Annotated in this window: 24 protein-coding genes; 13 read left to right on the forward strand and 11 right to left on the reverse strand. The window is 58.3% G+C overall.

The window, feature by feature from the left end; genetic code table 11:
* Positions 1-2: 2 nt before the first annotated feature.
* Genes trmD through larB form a run of 4 tightly spaced genes read left to right on the forward strand, consistent with a single transcriptional unit; the run spans position 3 to position 2,328 of the window.
* Positions 3-731, forward strand: a complete 729-nt coding sequence (gene trmD, locus SynMITS9220_RS03520) for a tRNA (guanosine(37)-N1)-methyltransferase TrmD (protein ID WP_186990757.1) — start codon at positions 3-5, stop codon at positions 729-731.
* 12 nt (positions 732-743) lie between these two features.
* Positions 744-1,229, forward strand: a complete 486-nt coding sequence (gene ispF, locus SynMITS9220_RS03525; protein WP_115125280.1) for a 2-C-methyl-D-erythritol 2,4-cyclodiphosphate synthase — start codon at positions 744-746, stop codon at positions 1,227-1,229.
* A complete protein-coding gene (locus tag SynMITS9220_RS03530; RefSeq protein WP_370594361.1) occupies positions 1,196-1,672 on the forward strand; it encodes a TIGR03792 family protein in 477 nt (158 codons plus the stop codon). Before ispF ends, SynMITS9220_RS03530 begins: the two co-directional genes overlap by 34 nt.
* On the forward strand, positions 1,669-2,328 hold the full coding sequence (larB, locus tag SynMITS9220_RS03535; protein WP_186990759.1) for a nickel pincer cofactor biosynthesis protein LarB: 660 nt from the start codon (positions 1,669-1,671) through the stop codon (positions 2,326-2,328). The genes SynMITS9220_RS03530 and larB overlap by 4 nt, the downstream gene beginning before the upstream one ends.
* On the opposite strand, the gene SynMITS9220_RS03540 is transcribed toward larB, so the two are convergent.
* The 4 genes from SynMITS9220_RS03540 to SynMITS9220_RS03555 all read right to left on the reverse strand — a co-directional run bounded on the left by SynMITS9220_RS03540 (position 2,309) and on the right by SynMITS9220_RS03555 (position 4,897).
* Positions 2,309-2,479, reverse strand: a complete 171-nt coding sequence (locus SynMITS9220_RS03540) for a hypothetical protein (protein ID WP_170951755.1) — start codon at positions 2,477-2,479, stop codon at positions 2,309-2,311. The genes larB and SynMITS9220_RS03540 overlap by 20 nt on opposite strands.
* Positions 2,480-2,584: 105 nt before the next feature.
* Positions 2,585-3,559, reverse strand: a complete 975-nt coding sequence (locus SynMITS9220_RS03545) for a DUF1517 domain-containing protein (protein WP_369818435.1) — start codon at positions 3,557-3,559, stop codon at positions 2,585-2,587.
* Positions 3,560-3,584: 25 nt separating this feature from the next.
* Positions 3,585-3,791: a sulfur carrier protein ThiS gene (thiS, locus tag SynMITS9220_RS03550; protein ID WP_186990761.1), complete on the reverse strand. Its 207-nt coding sequence runs from the start codon at positions 3,789-3,791 to the stop codon at positions 3,585-3,587.
* Between the two features lie 44 nt (positions 3,792-3,835).
* A complete protein-coding gene (locus SynMITS9220_RS03555; protein WP_186990763.1) occupies positions 3,836-4,897 on the reverse strand; it encodes a thiamine phosphate synthase in 1,062 nt (353 codons plus the stop codon).
* 20 nt (positions 4,898-4,917) lie between these two features.
* Between SynMITS9220_RS03555 and SynMITS9220_RS13300 the strand changes: the two genes are divergently transcribed.
* Entirely contained in the window at positions 4,918-5,052 is a 135-nt protein-coding gene (locus tag SynMITS9220_RS13300) for a hypothetical protein (protein ID WP_255355638.1), read from the forward strand.
* Here SynMITS9220_RS13300 and SynMITS9220_RS03560 read toward each other — a convergent pair.
* Positions 5,034-5,960: a bifunctional riboflavin kinase/FAD synthetase gene (locus tag SynMITS9220_RS03560; protein WP_115125385.1), complete on the reverse strand. Its 927-nt coding sequence runs from the start codon at positions 5,958-5,960 to the stop codon at positions 5,034-5,036. The two genes, SynMITS9220_RS13300 and SynMITS9220_RS03560, sit on opposite strands and share 19 nt — an antisense overlap.
* 59 nt (positions 5,961-6,019) lie before the next feature.
* Here SynMITS9220_RS03560 and SynMITS9220_RS03565 point away from each other — a divergent pair, with 59 nt between their 5' ends.
* Positions 6,020-6,580: a DUF3611 family protein gene (locus SynMITS9220_RS03565; protein ID WP_186990765.1), complete on the forward strand. Its 561-nt coding sequence runs from the start codon at positions 6,020-6,022 to the stop codon at positions 6,578-6,580.
* Here SynMITS9220_RS03565 and surE read toward each other — a convergent pair.
* Positions 6,565-7,374, reverse strand: a complete 810-nt coding sequence (surE, locus tag SynMITS9220_RS03570) for a 5'/3'-nucleotidase SurE (RefSeq protein ID WP_115125284.1) — start codon at positions 7,372-7,374, stop codon at positions 6,565-6,567. The two genes, SynMITS9220_RS03565 and surE, sit on opposite strands and share 16 nt — an antisense overlap.
* A 71-nt stretch (positions 7,375-7,445) precedes the next feature.
* Between surE and pheS the strand changes: the two genes are divergently transcribed.
* The 6 genes from pheS (at position 7,446) to SynMITS9220_RS03600 (ending at position 11,583) form a co-directional block, all read left to right on the forward strand.
* Positions 7,446-8,453 carry a phenylalanine--tRNA ligase subunit alpha gene (pheS, locus tag SynMITS9220_RS03575; protein WP_186990767.1) on the forward strand — a complete coding sequence of 336 codons (1,008 nt, stop codon included), beginning with the start codon at positions 7,446-7,448 and terminating at the stop codon, positions 8,451-8,453.
* Positions 8,454-8,621: 168 nt separating this feature from the next.
* On the forward strand, positions 8,622-9,530 hold the full coding sequence (locus tag SynMITS9220_RS03580; RefSeq protein WP_186990769.1) for an NAD(+) kinase: 909 nt from the start codon (positions 8,622-8,624) through the stop codon (positions 9,528-9,530).
* Positions 9,527-10,246: a response regulator transcription factor gene (locus SynMITS9220_RS03585; protein WP_186990772.1), complete on the forward strand. Its 720-nt coding sequence runs from the start codon at positions 9,527-9,529 to the stop codon at positions 10,244-10,246. The genes SynMITS9220_RS03580 and SynMITS9220_RS03585 overlap by 4 nt, the downstream gene beginning before the upstream one ends.
* On the forward strand, positions 10,246-10,686 hold the full coding sequence (locus tag SynMITS9220_RS03590) for a DUF192 domain-containing protein (protein ID WP_186990774.1): 441 nt from the start codon (positions 10,246-10,248) through the stop codon (positions 10,684-10,686). Before SynMITS9220_RS03585 ends, SynMITS9220_RS03590 begins: the two co-directional genes overlap by 1 nt.
* Positions 10,687-10,902: 216 nt before the next feature.
* Positions 10,903-11,250 (forward strand): hypothetical protein, encoded by a 348-nt coding sequence (locus SynMITS9220_RS03595; protein ID WP_186990776.1) that lies wholly within the window; start codon positions 10,903-10,905, stop codon positions 11,248-11,250.
* 87 nt (positions 11,251-11,337) lie between these two features.
* Positions 11,338-11,583: a hypothetical protein gene (locus tag SynMITS9220_RS03600; RefSeq protein ID WP_186990778.1), complete on the forward strand. Its 246-nt coding sequence runs from the start codon at positions 11,338-11,340 to the stop codon at positions 11,581-11,583.
* 48 nt (positions 11,584-11,631) lie between these two features.
* On the opposite strand, the gene SynMITS9220_RS03605 is transcribed toward SynMITS9220_RS03600, so the two are convergent.
* Both SynMITS9220_RS03605 and SynMITS9220_RS03610 read right to left on the reverse strand, forming a co-directional pair.
* A complete protein-coding gene (locus SynMITS9220_RS03605; RefSeq protein ID WP_186990780.1) occupies positions 11,632-11,847 on the reverse strand; it encodes a hypothetical protein in 216 nt (71 codons plus the stop codon).
* Positions 11,848-11,900: 53 nt separating this feature from the next.
* On the reverse strand, positions 11,901-12,128 hold the full coding sequence (locus SynMITS9220_RS03610; RefSeq protein ID WP_186990784.1) for a DUF1651 domain-containing protein: 228 nt from the start codon (positions 12,126-12,128) through the stop codon (positions 11,901-11,903).
* 642 nt (positions 12,129-12,770) lie between these two features.
* Between SynMITS9220_RS03610 and SynMITS9220_RS03615 the strand changes: the two genes are divergently transcribed.
* The gene (locus SynMITS9220_RS03615; protein WP_186990786.1) at positions 12,771-13,169 is read left to right on the forward strand and encodes a hypothetical protein; all 399 of its coding nucleotides are present in this window, start codon (positions 12,771-12,773) and stop codon (positions 13,167-13,169) included.
* Positions 13,170-13,380: 211 nt separating this feature from the next.
* Here the strand turns inward: SynMITS9220_RS03615 and SynMITS9220_RS03620 are convergent, their stop codons facing one another.
* The 3 genes from SynMITS9220_RS03620 to cbiE form a co-directional block, all read right to left on the reverse strand.
* Positions 13,381-13,848: a hypothetical protein gene (locus tag SynMITS9220_RS03620; RefSeq protein WP_186990788.1), complete on the reverse strand. Its 468-nt coding sequence runs from the start codon at positions 13,846-13,848 to the stop codon at positions 13,381-13,383.
* Between the two features lie 103 nt (positions 13,849-13,951).
* Positions 13,952-14,074, reverse strand: a complete 123-nt coding sequence (locus tag SynMITS9220_RS13305; protein WP_255355636.1) for a hypothetical protein — start codon at positions 14,072-14,074, stop codon at positions 13,952-13,954.
* Between the two features lie 33 nt (positions 14,075-14,107).
* Positions 14,108-15,358 (reverse strand): precorrin-6y C5,15-methyltransferase (decarboxylating) subunit CbiE, encoded by a 1,251-nt coding sequence (gene cbiE, locus SynMITS9220_RS03625; protein ID WP_186990790.1) that lies wholly within the window; start codon positions 15,356-15,358, stop codon positions 14,108-14,110.
* Position 15,359: the final 1 nt, after the last annotated feature.

The raw sequence follows: 15,359 nt of genomic DNA on the forward strand, positions 1-15,359 counted from the left end.
CTGTGACGCCCTATCGCCTGGATGTGATCAGCCTCGCGCCCCAGGCGTTTGCGCCGCTTGAGGAGCTTGGCGTGATCGGTAGAGCCTTCGCTGCTGGACGGGCCGAGCTGTATCTGCACAATCCTCGCGATCACGCCACGGATCGCTACCGCAAGGTTGACGATGAGCCCTATGGCGGTGGTGCGGGCATGGTTCTCAAGCCGGAGCCGGTGTTCGCTGCCTTCGAATCGATTCCGCTGAGCCCTAGGCGCAGGGTGCTGTTGATGACGCCTCAGGGCAGGCCTTTGGCACAGGCAGATCTTCAACGCTGGGCTGAGAATCATGACCAGTTGGTGCTGCTGTGCGGTCACTACGAAGGCTTTGACGAACGCATTCGCTCGCTGGCTGATGAGGAGGTGTCGCTTGGCGATTTCGTGCTCACCGGTGGGGAGCTGCCAGCCATGACGGTCATCAATGGCGTGGTGCGTTTATTACCCGGCACTGTGGGAACGGCGGCCTCGTTGGTGGAGGAAAGCCATAGCGACCTCTTGCTGGAACATCCGCATTACACCCGTCCTGCCGACTTTCGGGGGATGACCGTGCCTGATGTGCTGCGCAGCGGAGACCATGGCGCCATTGCCCGATGGCGCCAGCAGCAACGTGAACAGCGCACCGCTGATCGACGCCCTGATCTGCTGGATCGTTGGAACCGACGCTCCAACGCCGAGAATGACAGCGACGGCACGACCTGACCGCCAGCACCCATGAACCTCCGCATTGGCAATGGCTACGACACGCACCGGTTGGTGGAGGGGCGTCCATTGATCCTGGGTGGTCAGCGCCTGGAGCATCCCGATGGCCTGGGGCTGGATGGTCATAGCGATGCCGATGTGCTCGTCCATGCCGTGATGGATGCGCTGCTCGGAGCGCTGTCGCTCGGCGATATCGGCAAGTATTTCCCTCCCACTGATCCCCGCTGGAAGGGTGCTGACAGCTTGGTGTTGCTGGAGCAGGTCGTGGCCCTGGTGAACGATCGGGGTTGGCAGATTGTGAATGTGGATTCCGTTGTGATTGCCGAACGGCCCAAGCTCAAGCCACACATCGAGGCCATGCGCGGGGCGATTGCCCTGCGCATGGGTCTGGACCCCGATCAGGTGGGTGTGAAGGCGACCACGAACGAGCGGCTTGGTCCCGAGGGTCGGGAAGAGGGGATGTCATGCCATGCCGTCGCGCTGCTGACCAGGCCATGACCCTGCAGCAACTCAGCAGAGATCTCTTTACCGTGGTTGCTTCCTTTCTGGCGGCATTACTCCTGTTTTCCGGTCATCCCGATGTCAGCCTCGCCGCCTTTTCAGACCCCGATGGCAGCTACGACGTTGCCGTGATCGAGCATCTGCGGATCCAGGTTCCAAGTCAGGGTCGCAAAGCCTGGCTGGATGCGGAACGCGGGAGCTGGGAGCCCTGGCTGGCTGGTCAGGATGGGTTTATTGGTCGTGATCTGCTTTGGGATCCAGAGACCGAAGAAGGCACCTTGCTGATTCGCTGGAGCAGTCGTGAAGCCTGGAAAGAGATCCCGGAGCGTGAAGTGGAAGCCGTTCAGGAACGTTTTGAGCAGCTTGCCCGCCAAGCCACCGGTCAGAAAGAGGGCAATCCTTTCCCGCTGGTGTTTGAAGGCGAGTTGTTGCCGCCGTGACCGCTCAGGATTCACGCCTCGACCTCGAGCGTCGTCGTCGGCTTGGGATGGTCGAAGCCGTTTGGGGTGAACACAAGAGTGTTGATCAAATCGTGGCGATCCTGCTGGCGATGCAGGCTGCCGGTGAGCTCGCTCTGGTGACCAGGGTGGATGCAGACAAAGCGGCTGCGGTTCAGCAACGCTGGCCTGATGTTCAGGTTCATGGACAGGCGGCCTGTCTCACCCTCGGTGAACTTCCAGAGATTCGGCAAGCCGCGCAGGTGGCGGTGTTGAGTGGCGGGACCAGTGATCGTCGTGTGGCGGAGGAAGCATCTCTGGCTCTGAGCGTTCATGGGGTTTCCACCGCCTGCTTCCTGGATGTGGGGGTTGCTGGTCTTCACCGTCTGCTGGATGTGCTGCCAGAGCTCACAGCGATGTCGGTGCTGATTGCCTGTGCCGGTATGGAGGGCGCTCTGCCAACGGTGCTGGCCGGTCTGGTCCCTCAGCCGGTTATCGGTGTACCGGTGTCTGTGGGCTATGGGGTCAGCTCTGGAGGCCGGGCTGCACTCGATGGCATGCTCGCCAGCTGCGCTCCGGGACTCAGCGTCGTGAACATCGACAACGGCTATGGCGCTGCCATGGCTGCCCTGCGCATCCTCAAGGGTGCGGCTGTCTAGGCAGCAACGGTTGAACCGGTTCACTGGGGTCGAGGTCCAGCATCGTTTCCACCCAGAGACGCATCGACCGTGGCAGCCGGTTTTGCTCGTAGCGATGCAGCGCTTCAACCAACACGGTTGAGTTGACCCAATGAGGTGACCGAGCGCGCATCGTTGCTGAGCGACACGCGGAGGTTGGATGAAGCTCACCCTCTGAGCAAGAGGGGACAATTCAGGTTCCGGATTGTGATCGGTTGAGTGCTGGCAGCAGCTTCAATCAGAGGTGTTGGAGATTCGGATAAGCCGTGACCAGCTCATCGGCGCTGAGAACATCGCCAACGCCGTCTGGCTGCCAGATCACCTCAAGTGCCATCAGGTCGCTAGAGGCCGTGGAACCAAGGATGCGCAACGATTCCCGCAACTGTTCGCCGTTGTCGGCCTGTTTGAGCTTGACCACGCTGCGGCTGGCCACCAAAACGGTGACCACAATGAATTCACTGGTGGCGTCGGCATCACCGCGCGCCGTGAGGTCGCTGCCAGCCGATTGAACTCCACCCACATTGGTGGTCAGTTCTTCGCGCAATTTGCTGCGCTCTGTCATCGACAGTCGGTTGAAGGTGGATTCGGCCGCATTGAAGGGCACGCTGCCTGATTCCACGTTGGCGTAGACCCACAAATCGGGTTGACGCAGCAGTGCCAAGGTCGTGTCCTGCAGCACCCGCTGCAGACCACTGGAGTTGCTGGTGTCGGCGCTGTTGGCGAGTTGGCGTAGGTCGCTCTGCAGATCCTTGGCGCTGGCCAGCAAACCGATCTGGAGTTGCAGCAGAGACACCGGGCCCATCGCCATCTCACGGGGACGCTCGTAGCCGCCCATCGCCGGACTCCCAGCACCTGCCCCAGCGCCACGGAAGGCATTCACAAGCACTCCGACAAATGCCATCAGCACCATGAAGCCCAGGAGGCCGCCGCCACCGAATCCGAAGAACGGAATGATGAAGGGAAATCCAATGCCACCGCCGTAGCCGCGGTTGTAGCCGCCTCGCATGCCACCTCCCATCCCGCCGCCGCGGTAACCACCGGTGCGAGGCATGGAGGGTGCTCGGAAACTGCCGCCGCCGATTCGACCGCCTCGTGCCGCGTCACTCGGCAGCGGGTGGAAGACCAGCAGCCCCATCATCAGCACCGGCACCATCAGGCCGGAAAGCCAGCGTCGCAGCTGAACCAGGGCGGAACGATTCGGCAATTGGCCCAAAACGGCGTTGAAAACTGAGTGGATCCTAGGAACCCCCGCCAACGATGGTGACGATCTCGAGGCTGTCACCGTCCTTGACCTGCTGCTCGGCCCAGCGATCTGGGGTGAGGATCAGACCGTTGAATTCCACCACCACCAATTTGGGGTGATGGCCGAGCGCTTCAACCACTTGATCCAATCGTTTGACACCTGCTTTGAGCTGATGCTGTTCGCCGTTCACCGTGAGCTGCATGGGCTGAACCGAAGGAATGAAATCAAAGCGTCAATGATTGGCCCTCAGCTGAGCAGTTGCAGCAGTTGGCGACTGGCAGCAGCTGGGTCATCGGCTCCCATGATCGCGCTCACCACAGCCACACGCGATGCGCCCGCAGCCACAACATCTGAAACGTTGGCGCTGTTGATGCCGCCGATGGCGAACCAGGGCACCTTTGCTGAATGCTCGGCTTGTCGCACCCAATCCAGACCGGCTGGAGTCCGATCCGCCTTGGTGGCGGTGGCATAGACCGGCCCCACCCCCAGATAGTCCGCACCGTCCTGCTGAGCTTCCAGGAGTTGTTCGAGCCGATGGGTGCTGCGGCCGATCAGCTTGTCGGGCCCCATCAGCTGCCGAGCCTCTGCATGGGGGAGGTCTTCCTGGCCGAGATGCACCCCGTCAGCATTCACGAGCAAGGCCAGATCAATGCGGTCGTTGATGATCAGCAGTGCTTGGTGTGCCTCACACAGCTCGGCAAGCTGACGTGCTTCCTGCAGTCGCACTGCATCAGCTCCCTGCTTGCGCCGGTACTGCACGAGTGAGACGCCTGCTTGCAGCGCCAGTTCCACCTGATGGACCATCGCACCGCTTGCCTCGCTGTTCCCGGGATCGGTGATCAGGCAGAGGCGTGAGCGTTCCAGGCGCTGATGCCGTTGGTGCAGCCCGCAGGCCTCCAGGATGCGCACCTCATGGTCGTAAAGCGCATAACGAACGTTTGCAGCTGTCTGGGCCAGCTCGGAATCACCGGTGCGCGCGAATTCTTCAATCACCCGCAAGGCTTCTTGCACTCTGCTGGCATTGGCTTTCAACACCTGGGTGCTGTCGGTGCGGCTCTGCTGAGCGGGATGAGTGAGCCCCGCAGCGGTATCGGTCGCCGTGGAACGGGCTTGCCTGTAACAGTCCGCGTGCAGCTGTCCCAGCTGCTGTCGCCAGTCTTTGAGGGGGACCACCAGGTCTTGTCGGTCCAGCCCGAAGCGACACCAGTCCTCGATCACCCGCAGCCCCTCACGGGCGCGGTCGAGGTTGGCATCGATCAGCCTGGCAATACGCGTGTCAGTGCAAGGGGCGATGGGCATCCATTCCATGGCACTGTGGGCAGGATCTCATGTCTGGTGTGGCGATGGAGAACGGTGGATCAGAAAGCACGATGCACGTTTTGGTGTGGGGCATCGGTCTTCTCGGTGGCATCGGCGTTTTCATCGTGTGGGGCCTGACCAACGCCTATCCGGCGGTGTCCTGAAGCCGCGCTCTGGCCTGCTGAGCATCACGATTGATCTGGGCACTGAGTTCCTCCAGGCCTGAGAAACGCTGCTGGCCGCGCAGTCGTTCCACCGGCTCCACCCTCAGAATCCGGCCCACCAGTTCCCGGCGTGTGTCGAGCAGATGCACCTCCACCGCTGAAGGCGAGTCGGGATCGACGGTGGGTTGGGGCCCGAGATTCATCACGGCCGGAAGCGCAAGCGTCTCGTTGTCGACCCAGGCCCGCGCGGCATACACCCCCAGGCCAGGCAGGAATTTTCTGCCATCCACTTGCAGGTTGGCAGTGGGCCATCCCAGTTGCCTGCCAAGGCCGCGGCCTTGGACCACCTCGCCCTGGAAGCAGTAAGGCCGTTGCAGAAGGTCACTGGCTGTCGTGAGGTCGCCCTCAGAGAGGGCTTCACGGATGCGACTACTGCTCATGCGGCCCACCGGATCTTCCAGAATCGGCAGCACGCTCACCTTCACGCCAGCTGCCTCCGCCAGGCTGCGCAGCGTGTCGGCGCCACCTTCGCGACCACGCCCGAAGCGGAAGTTGGCGCCGATGGCGATGTGACGTGCCTGCAACGTGCCAATCAGAATCTGATCAACAAATTCAGCCGCACTGAACTGGGCCAGCTGGCGGTCGAAGGGCACCAGCACTAACTGCTGGATGCCAAGTGGTTCGAGCAAATGCAGCTTTTCGTCGGGGAGGTCCAGGCGAAGTCTTGGTTCGCCATGCAACACCTCGCGTGGGTGTGGCCAGAAGCTCACCACCGTGGGGATGCCGCCTGCAGGCTGTTGGCACACGGCTTCGATCACCCGCCGGTGTCCGGCATGCAGCCCATCAAAGCTGCCCAGCGCCAGGGCGGTGGGCATGCGGGCCTCCTCAGGGGAGCAGAGAGGAATCAACGGGCCGTGCACGGTGCAGTGGTTGATGGCAAGTTTGGACGACAGACCTCCTCGCCCGCATGGCTGATCGGCTCGACTTCCAGCTGCTGGCCCTTGGCCTGCGGCGCACTGCCTGGATCCGCTTCTGGATTCAGACCGCTCTCGGTGTGGTGGTGGTGGGGGTGCTGATGTTCAACAACATCGGCGGCAGCCTGTCCCGCAATGCTGATCGGGCCGTTGGGCTCAGTCCGGGCCTGTCGCTGACCACGCTCTCGTTTTTCGTGCTGTTGTTCAGCCTCTGGCAGGGATGGTTGATCGTGCGTCTCGGCCGTGCGCTCGATAGTGGCGCTCGCCCCAGTCGCGGTGAGGCCAGCCGTTTGCTCAAACGCGGAATCCTTGCCGACCTGCTGGGGTTGGTGTTCGCGTCGATCGGGTATCAGTCATTGGCCGGAGCCCTGTTTGTGCAGGCGTCTTCGCAGACCCCTGGCATCGCCATCGGCGGTGCGGGTGCTGCCGAAAACCTGGCGATCACGTCGCTGGAAATGCTCTCGGTGCTGAGCAACACCCAGGTGCTGTTCGCCCATCTGCTCGGCTTGCTGTTTTCGCTCTGGATGCTGCAGCGGATCTACCGGACCCGTTGACCATCAAGTTCAACCTGGGGCAGGCCACTCAGTGATCCACGCCAGAACAGTTCGGGTTGAATCGGTGTGAGCGAGGGGGAATTGGTTCCGATCTGGGCCACGTCCGTTGGCCAGTCGCGGGGACCATCTCCACCCGACTCCAGGTCTTCGACCACTTTCCCTGCCAGCCAGTAGTAGGAACGACCCTGAGGATCGGTTCGAGGACTGAACTGTTCCCTGTAACGACGCACCGACAGCCGTGTCCAGCGCATGGCTCCCATGGCCTCAGGTTTGCAGGGTGGCAGGTTCAGGTTGAGCAGCAGATTGTCGGGCCATCCCTGCCTCAGCGCGGATTCGGCCGTATCCATGGCGATCACAGCAGCCCCTTCGAATTCCCGCCACTTGAAGCAAGCACTGCTCACGGCCATGGCCGGACGGCATTCCAGGGTGCCTTCCATCGCCGCTGCAACGGTGCCGGAGCAGAACACATCGGTGCCGAGATTTGGGCCGTGATTGATGCCTGACAGCACCAGGTCTGGCGGCGTCTCCAGCAGTTCACAGATGGCCAGTTTCACGCAATCGGCAGGGGTCCCACTGCAGGCCCAGGCGGTGATGCCCTGGCCGAACAGCTGGTCGGCCCGCTCCGCTCGGATCGGTTGCTGAAGGGTGAGGCCATGGCCGGTTGCCGAGCGCTCCTTGTCGGGGCAGACCACGGCCACCTGATGGCCGCGGGCGGCGGCGGCTAGGGCCAGGGCTTTGATTCCATCGGCGAAGATGCCGTCGTCATTACTGATCAGAATCCGCAGCGGGGCCATGGGGTTGTGTACCTGTGGGGCGAACCTAGTCGTGATCACTGCTTACAGTCAGCTGTCGTGATGTCAAAGCCTTGAGCGCCACCGTCTCCCTGCAGCAGCTCACTGACCAGCTGGAAGCGCTTGAAGCTGAGGCTGCTGAAGCGATCTCTGCGGCCGTTGATGCCGATGCGCTGGAGCAGCTTCGGATTGGATTGCTCGGCAAAAAGGGGCGACTCTCCGGCGTGCTGGGGGCGATGGGCAAGTTGCCCGGTGATGAACGACCGCTGGTGGGGCAGCGCGCCAATGTGCTCAAAACCCAGGTACAGACACTTCTGAGTGATCGCCTGCAGGCGGTAAAGCAGGCGGCGATGGAAGCCCGAATCGCCTCTGAGACCCTGGATGTGACAGCGCCTGCCCAGGGAATTTTCATGGGCCATCGCCACCCTCTGATCACCACCACCGAGGAGATCGTTGATCTCTTCTGCGGTCTTGGGTACCAGGTTGAGGAGGGCCCTGAGGTGGAGACCGATCACCACAATTTCACTGCCTTGAACATCCCGCCGGACCATCCGGCACGGGACATGCAGGACACGTTCTATCTCAAAGACAATCTGCTGCTGCGTACACACACTTCACCGGTGCAAATACGCCATCTCGAGACCCATGCACCACCGGTGAGGATCGTGGCTCCAGGCCGTGTTTATCGCCGCGATGCAGTGGATGCCACCCATTCGCCGGTGTTTCATCAGGTGGAGGTGCTGGCGATCGATGAAGGGCTTGATTTCAGCCATCTGCGCGGCACGGTGATGGCATTCCTCAAGGCATTTTTCGGGGATCTGCCCGTGCGCTTCCGCGCCAGTTACTTCCCATTTACCGAGCCGTCAGCCGAAGTGGATGTGCAGTGGCGCGGCCGCTGGCTGGAAGTGATGGGCTGCGGCATGGTCGACCCAGCAGTGCTGGAGGGTCTGGGTTTGGATCCTGAGAGTTACAGCGGTTTTGCCGCCGGCTTGGGGGTGGAGCGGTTCTGCATGGTGCGCCATGGCATCGACGACATCCGCCGTCTTTACACCAGTGATCTGAGATTTTTGGAGCAGTTCTGAGCCGTTTGCTCTTGATGGTCTCTCTCGCCAAACAGCAGCTTCTGCGCAAGGTGAGTGAACCACTCTCAACATCGCGATCCTGTTCGCTCTCTGATCAAAAAGTCTCTGCGTGTGTGTCAGAGCCGGATCCTTCTCATAAAGTGAGAACGATGTTGCCTGCTGCGATCGGTGCCCCGTGTCGGACTGATCGTCAATGACGGCAAGCAGCTGGCGGTTGATACCGCGAGCACGATTCAGTCGCGTCTGGAGCGGGGCGGTCACGAGGTCATCCGCGCCAGCAGCTCAGGCGGGATGGTGGGTTTCGCCAATCCTGATCAGCACCTGCGCATGCTCGGGTACAACGCCTGCGTGCCGGAGGGGTTTGATCAATCGATGGTGCTGGCCATCGTGCTGGGTGGCGATGGCACGGTGTTGTCCGCAGCGCGTCAAACCGCTCCTGTGGGAGTGCCGATTCTCACCATCAATACAGGCCATCTCGGCTTCCTGGCCGAGGCCTATCTCGATGATCTGGATCATGCCCTGGAGCAGGTGCTCACCCAGCAGTGGACGATCGAAGAGCGGGCCAATCTGGTGGTGAGTGTGATGCGCGGCGATCAGCGTCGCTGGGAAGCGTTGTCACTCAATGAGATGGCGTTGCACCGAGAACCGCTCACAAGCATGTGTCACTTCGAGATCGCCATCGGACGCCATGCTCCGGTGGATATCTCCGCCGATGGGGTGATTCTGTCGACCCCAACGGGTTCCACGGCCTATGCCCTGAGTGCCGGTGGTCCGGTGATCACACCGGATTGTCCGGTGCTGCAGCTCACGCCGATCGCTCCCCATTCCCTGGCGTCCAGAGCGCTGGTGTTCAGTGATGCTGAGCCAGTCACTGTCTTTCCGGCCACACCGGAACGCCTGATGATGGTGGTGGATGGCTGTGCAGGTTGTTATGTGTGGCCGGAGGATCGCGTGTTGATTCGCCGCAGTGATCATCCCGTTCGCTTTGTGCGTCTCAGGGACCATGAGTTTTTCCAGGTTCTGCGCAACAAGCTGGGCTGGGGGCTGCCCCATGTGGCTAAACCCGACCGGCCATGACCGCTACGTATGGCTCCATGGCAGGCAGCGTTGATGATGCTGTTGTGTTGCTGGTTGGCGGCGAGGCAGCAGCACTGGCGGAACGCCTGAGGGCTTCGGGATACGCCCCGATCGACTGGACCGGTGGTGAGGAAAGCGGTCTGGCTGCTGGCTCCAATCGAGCTCCGGTTGCAGCGATCCTGGCCAGCGACCAGGGATCAACGGTTCTCGAGCTGCGCTCTTGTTTTGGTTCTCTGCCGATTCTGATCGGAGTGAGCGAAGACAGCATTGCCGCCCGAGAGTTGGTGTTGGCTTCTGGTGCAGATGATTTCTGGTTCACCCGCAGTGCACCAAGCGATTTGCTGCAGCGGTTGCGCTTGCATCTCTCGATTCAATCCCGTAGTTCATTAAGACCTCCGCTTCTGCAGCTCGCTGATCTCAGCGTGGATCTCAGTTGCAGGCAGGTGCGTCGAGGTGCGCGCTCACTGCTCCTCACGGCCAGAGAATATGCGCTGTTGGTGCTGCTGCTCGAGGAGCGGGGCAGGGTTGTCAGCAGAGAACGCATCCTTCGAGATGTCTGGAAGGATGAACAGGGTTCCTCCAGCAACGTGATCGAGGTGTATGTGCGTTATCTGCGCCAGAAACTCGAGGAAGATGGCGAGCCTCGTTTGATTCATACGATCCGCGGTCGTGGCTATTGCCTCAACGACGGGGTGCCGAGCCTGCGGTCGAGTTGATGGACCAGCCACCACTGCCTCCCCAGACCTTGCCGATCGAAGCGCGTTGGTGCCTTGACCAGCATCCTCAGCCTTGTATCGCTCTTGAGGTTGCTGACCAGCCTGATGAGCAGCAGCGGGGCTTGATGCAACGCCCAGCCCTGCCGCCGCTGCGAGGTATGTGGTTTCCGGCCCGACCCTCTCGGCCGATGCGTTTCTGGATGCTGCACACGCTCGCGCCTTTGGACATGCTGTTTATCCGTGACGGCAGGGTGCTCGATATCGCAGCCAATGTGCCGGTGTGCGCGGCATTGCCCTGTCCCTCTTACTGGGCTGACGCAGATGGCAATGGCCGCGCTGACTTTGTTGATGGCGTGATTGAGCTTGGTGCGGGGGAAGCTCTGCGCTTAGAGATTCAACCCGGTGATCCAGCCACAATTGAATCAAACGTTGCAAAATAACATCGTGGTTTTGAAGTCGACTTTTCAAAGCTGTGCAAAGTGATGAACTATGTGTTGCTCTGAATTGTTGATTGATGATTACTTGGTGAGGTGTTGATGATCTTGCTGATTGTTCTTCGCTTAAGCAGGATCCGATCAATCGCCTGTGCTTTTGTTTTTAGATTGTGCGGCTTTGGCCGTGCAAGGCTATGTTGAATTGATCAAGAGTCGTATAAAATGATCTCCTGTTATCTGCAGAAGCTTGTTGGTCAAGTCAGGTTAAAACCCAATGAAGAGTGGCTTCGACTCAAGGATGTGATTGAGTTTGGTGGTGATGCTGGATTAGAAGTCTGGCTCAAGGAAGTCGCATCTCTCGCCTCTGATCTTGAAAGTAATTTTGAATTTGCATCCAAAGGGAAGAAAACCAAGTATTGCCTCAAAAAAGTTCAAGCCCTTGAAGACCGCTATCGAAGACAGGCTGCTGCTTATAAAAAGGCAATCGATGTTGGCCTGATTCATGACAACAAGTTGCCAAGGCTTTACAGCTCAAATATGACCTGGCTGATCAATCGTTACGCGCTCTAGCGATGGTGTGCTTTGTCGATCGACACCTTGATTGATCGCAATTAAAGGCAGGACTGCTTCATGTGATCTGGTCTGTTGTGATAAATCATGCCAGCGAGGCTTGCCGTCCGAGCAAGTATCTGCCAAAGCGACAAAGTTATGACATCTCCTGTGTCATCCTTTTTCTACGAAGCAGATGATCGTTATTGTCGTGAAGTTGAGCAATGGTGGCAAGAAAGGATTCGATATTTGATCAGCAACGGTCAGGCTTATGACGCTGCAGCTCTCTTTGAGGATTTTGAGCTTGAGCGGAAATTGACCATTGTGAAGCCTGAGAGTGATGAAGTCAGGTGATTATTCCATGTTGAATGATTGATGATTCCGATTGAGATCGTTTGCGGGTCAGGGGATCTCTTCTGCTCCGCCATTGCAGAAGTTGACTGATCGGTTCATCAGCTCTGTAGGGCTTATGCCTTCGCGCCAACCTTTGAGCTGATGGAAGCGATTGTCCACGCAGTGATTCCACACCCTGGCTTGTTGAGTGATTGAGCCCATCTGAAGCAGGAACACGGCGCCACCCAAAGCAGCCAAGGTCTTGAAGACGGGCAGTTGGGGCATGGTCCCGGTCACGATCCCAATTTCCTTGCGTTCCACAGGCGTCCTTCACTGGTTTACCAGGCTGGCTCAGTGGCGGTCCAGCCGTACTCCTTGAGCTGGAACCACAGGGCAACAGCGTCCTCGTATCGCATGCTTCGTCGGCTCTTCAGAAGCGCCGCCTCGTCGCCTGGCATGGGTCTGCCGTTGTCAACAACCACTCCTGCGTTGAGTGCCCAGGCCTTTGGGTCTCTGCGAAATCTTGCATACCAGTATCCCTTTGGATCCTTCAGCCATCCATCCATCGCTCGACTTTGCCAGCACTGAGAACCAAGCCTAGTAGTGCATGCGTACTATGCCAAGTCGTTGCCGGCTATTCAGGGGTGTAGATGCGCCCTAGGAGGATCCTGGACGCCAATTTGACTCGAAAAGAATCAGTCCAGTGGCCTTTGTCAGCCATCGAGATGACCTCTTTGATGAAATGGGTGTTTGCCTCTCTCTTTGTCATCTCTGCTGCTGCAGCTCACATTCGTCTTACACGAGGTTCTGTTGCGTCTTCAAGGGCTAGATCTCAATGTTGTTCTTGTTGTGCTTTAAGGGGGCCTGTGCGGACTCATAGCAATCTTCCAAGGCCACGAAAAGATCCTTGTAGAGGTTAAACAGGGTTCAGAAGACAAAGAACTTCATCAACTCATCGTCGCTCTTTGATCCATGGCGGTTCTAGTCCTCGTTGGCTGAGCAAGCGATTCACTGAAAAGCTGAGTTGCCTTGTTAGTCCTTGGCTAACAGCGCAATTCAGCGGGTTTCATCCAAAGAATGCCTTGCATGTTCCGTCGTCTTTCAGCATTCACTGCAGCAACGCTCGCTGTCCTGCCAGGGGACTGTGCCTCCGGCTCGGCATTGATCGCAAGACGCGCTATGAAAGGGAGAATGCACAGATTCTGCGAATGGCTAAACAGCAAAAACCAGCTCCGAAGTGGTTGGTCTGGGAGAACTATCCAAATGTTCTGAACTATGTCATCGCAATATTGTTCATAGCATTCGCGGTCGTAGCGTTTGTCCCAAATGGTGTTGATTGGAGCTTCATCCCATTTCTAGTTCTTATGGCAGTCATCTTTATCAAAAGAGGGATCGATAAAAAGGCATGGGAGTTGGGAGACAAGTTAGTGATGCCTGTCCTTTGCTTCACCTTTGTCGTTGGTTTTATTGATGGGTTGATGACGAATGCTGGCGCTTCAACGCTTTGGTACAATGGAGGATTGGCAGCATTATGTGTCTCGCTAAGTGTTAATGAGCTTTACTTAAAGCCTAGGCGTTCTGCCTTGAAGGGAGAATTGGATCGGTAAAGCCATCAAGGATCTCAGAGCGCTTTTGCTGATGACAGTTTGCTTTCGGGTTTCGCATGCGTGTGTCTAGTAGGCGACAATATTAGCCGAATTATTTTGTATCAATGAAATTGTAGTGTATTAAGTTGTCGTGCCGTCTGGTGTCGTTGCTGGCACCATTCAATCTACAGAAGAGCGGCTAGAGCATGCAGCAAAATGCTGGCTTGATGCATCAGCTCTCAGGTTCATTCAGAGCCTTTTCAAACACTGAACCATCCACATCCACGCAATTCCCTTGTATATCAATCTCAGTTGAAATCATTCCAAATGCAATGGCTGAGACCTTGGATCTCAATTGACCTGCTGGTTGAAACTCAAGATTAATCTCTCCATTGGCTTCCAAAGCCTCGTTTTTATCGAGCATCTTTGCGCTTAGGACACCGCCAGAGATGGTTGCTTTATCCCACTTGTAATCTCGTTTGTTTGAAGAAGCTTTGTATGACATAAATCGATTGCCATTTTGATCGATTTTTAAGTAAACAGTCTCTGATTTGGTCTCGCCATCATTGAGAGTTTTTCCCGTGCTGATCTCGGTGGAAGTCAGCGTCATTTCATTATCGCATTTTAAATAAATAAACTTATCGGCGAGTACTGGAGACGCTGAAAGGAGCAGAGCGCCAAGTGCTAGGAGAGATTTCACGGATAGATGCTTTATTTCTAAACGCTAGCAATATCTCGAATTCGTACCAGTAAGGCTCTGCCTTCTTTTGCAGATTAACGCTGCCACTATATGTGCGCTGTTTTCATCCAAAGAATCCCTTGGATTGCAAAAACAGCCCGACGGCCAGCAGAGGACCGAATCCAGCGATCAGCAGCGTGATTTTCATCCGCAGGGGTGACACCTGCTTCTCCTTCTGCACCGGCATTGATCAAGATCGGAATTGCCTTGATTCTGCAGGTCAGCCTTGGGCTTTGGTGCCACTGAGAATGAAGACTGGGTTCATCGGTGCCAACCGGGTGCCATCAGCAAGAGGTTGGCCTCGATAGGCCTGTTGCTGACTGATCTGGATCGACCAGCTGGCGTTGTCCAGAAGTGGTCGCAACTCCGCCAGTGCTTCCACGTTGGCCATGGGAATCACCACCACCCCGCCCGGGTTCATGCGATCGATCACAGCCTGGAGCAGCTGAGCTCGTTGCCGACCGCCGCCGCCAAGCAGCACGCGATCAGGTGTCGGCATCTGATCAAGAACAGACAGGGCTTTGGCTTCGATCACATCTGCGGGCTTCACACCCAAGCGCCTGGCATTGGCTTGAATCAGCGTGCCGCCGCCGCTTCGTTGTTCCACCGCAAACAATTGCAGTTGCGGTCTCAGCCGCAAGGCTTCCAGGCCCACGCTGCCGGTGCCGGCTCCTAGATCCCAGAGAACTCCTTGTTGCGGCAGCCGGAGATCAGCCAGCAGCTGGATTCTCACTTCTCGCTTGGTCATCAGCCCAGGACGGTCCTGATGTTGCAGAAACAGGCCGTCGTCCAGTCCGAACAGGGGCAAAAGGTCTTGAGTCGGATCGCTGGGAGGCTCCGCCAACAGCACAACCAGGTGCAACGGATTGAGATCTGTGGGCACCGGCTTGGCTGAACTCAGGCATTGGACGCGCTCATCACCATGGCCCAGTGCTTCAAACAGCCAGAGCGCATAACTGGCCTCCAGCCCGCTGCTTCTGAGGATGCCTCGTACGTCGTCGACGCCGCCGCGGCTGGGATCCGTGAGTACAGCCAGGGCTGATGGGCGTTGCTGCAGCCGTTGGATCAGTGGAGCTGAATCGCGCCCATGCAGGCTGATCCATTCCGCGTTCTGCCAGGGCCTACCCAGCCGTGCAAAAGCCAGTTGCAGTGACGAAGGGCCGGGATGAAAGCGCAGATTCTCTCGCCCCAGGCGTTCGATCAGGACCCTGCCGACGCCGAACCAGAGCGGATCGCCACTGGCAAGCACCACGCCCCGTTGGTTGGAGTTGAGATCGCTCAGGCGTTTGCAGAGGCTGATCGGATCGTCGCTGTTGATGCACCTTGTTGAGCAGCGACCCTCTAGCCACTGCTGCAGTGTCGGTTGCATCCTTTGCGGTGCAGCGACTAGATCGGCTTGTCGCACCAAGGCCTGGAGGGCTTCAGGGAGTGAGGCAGGGGCACCGGCGTCGGTGCCGATCACATCAATCATG

The sequence above is a fragment of the Synechococcus sp. MIT S9220 genome (genome assembly GCF_014304815.1).
In the GTDB taxonomy this organism is placed as follows: Bacteria; Cyanobacteriota; Cyanobacteriia; order PCC-6307; family Cyanobiaceae; genus Synechococcus_C.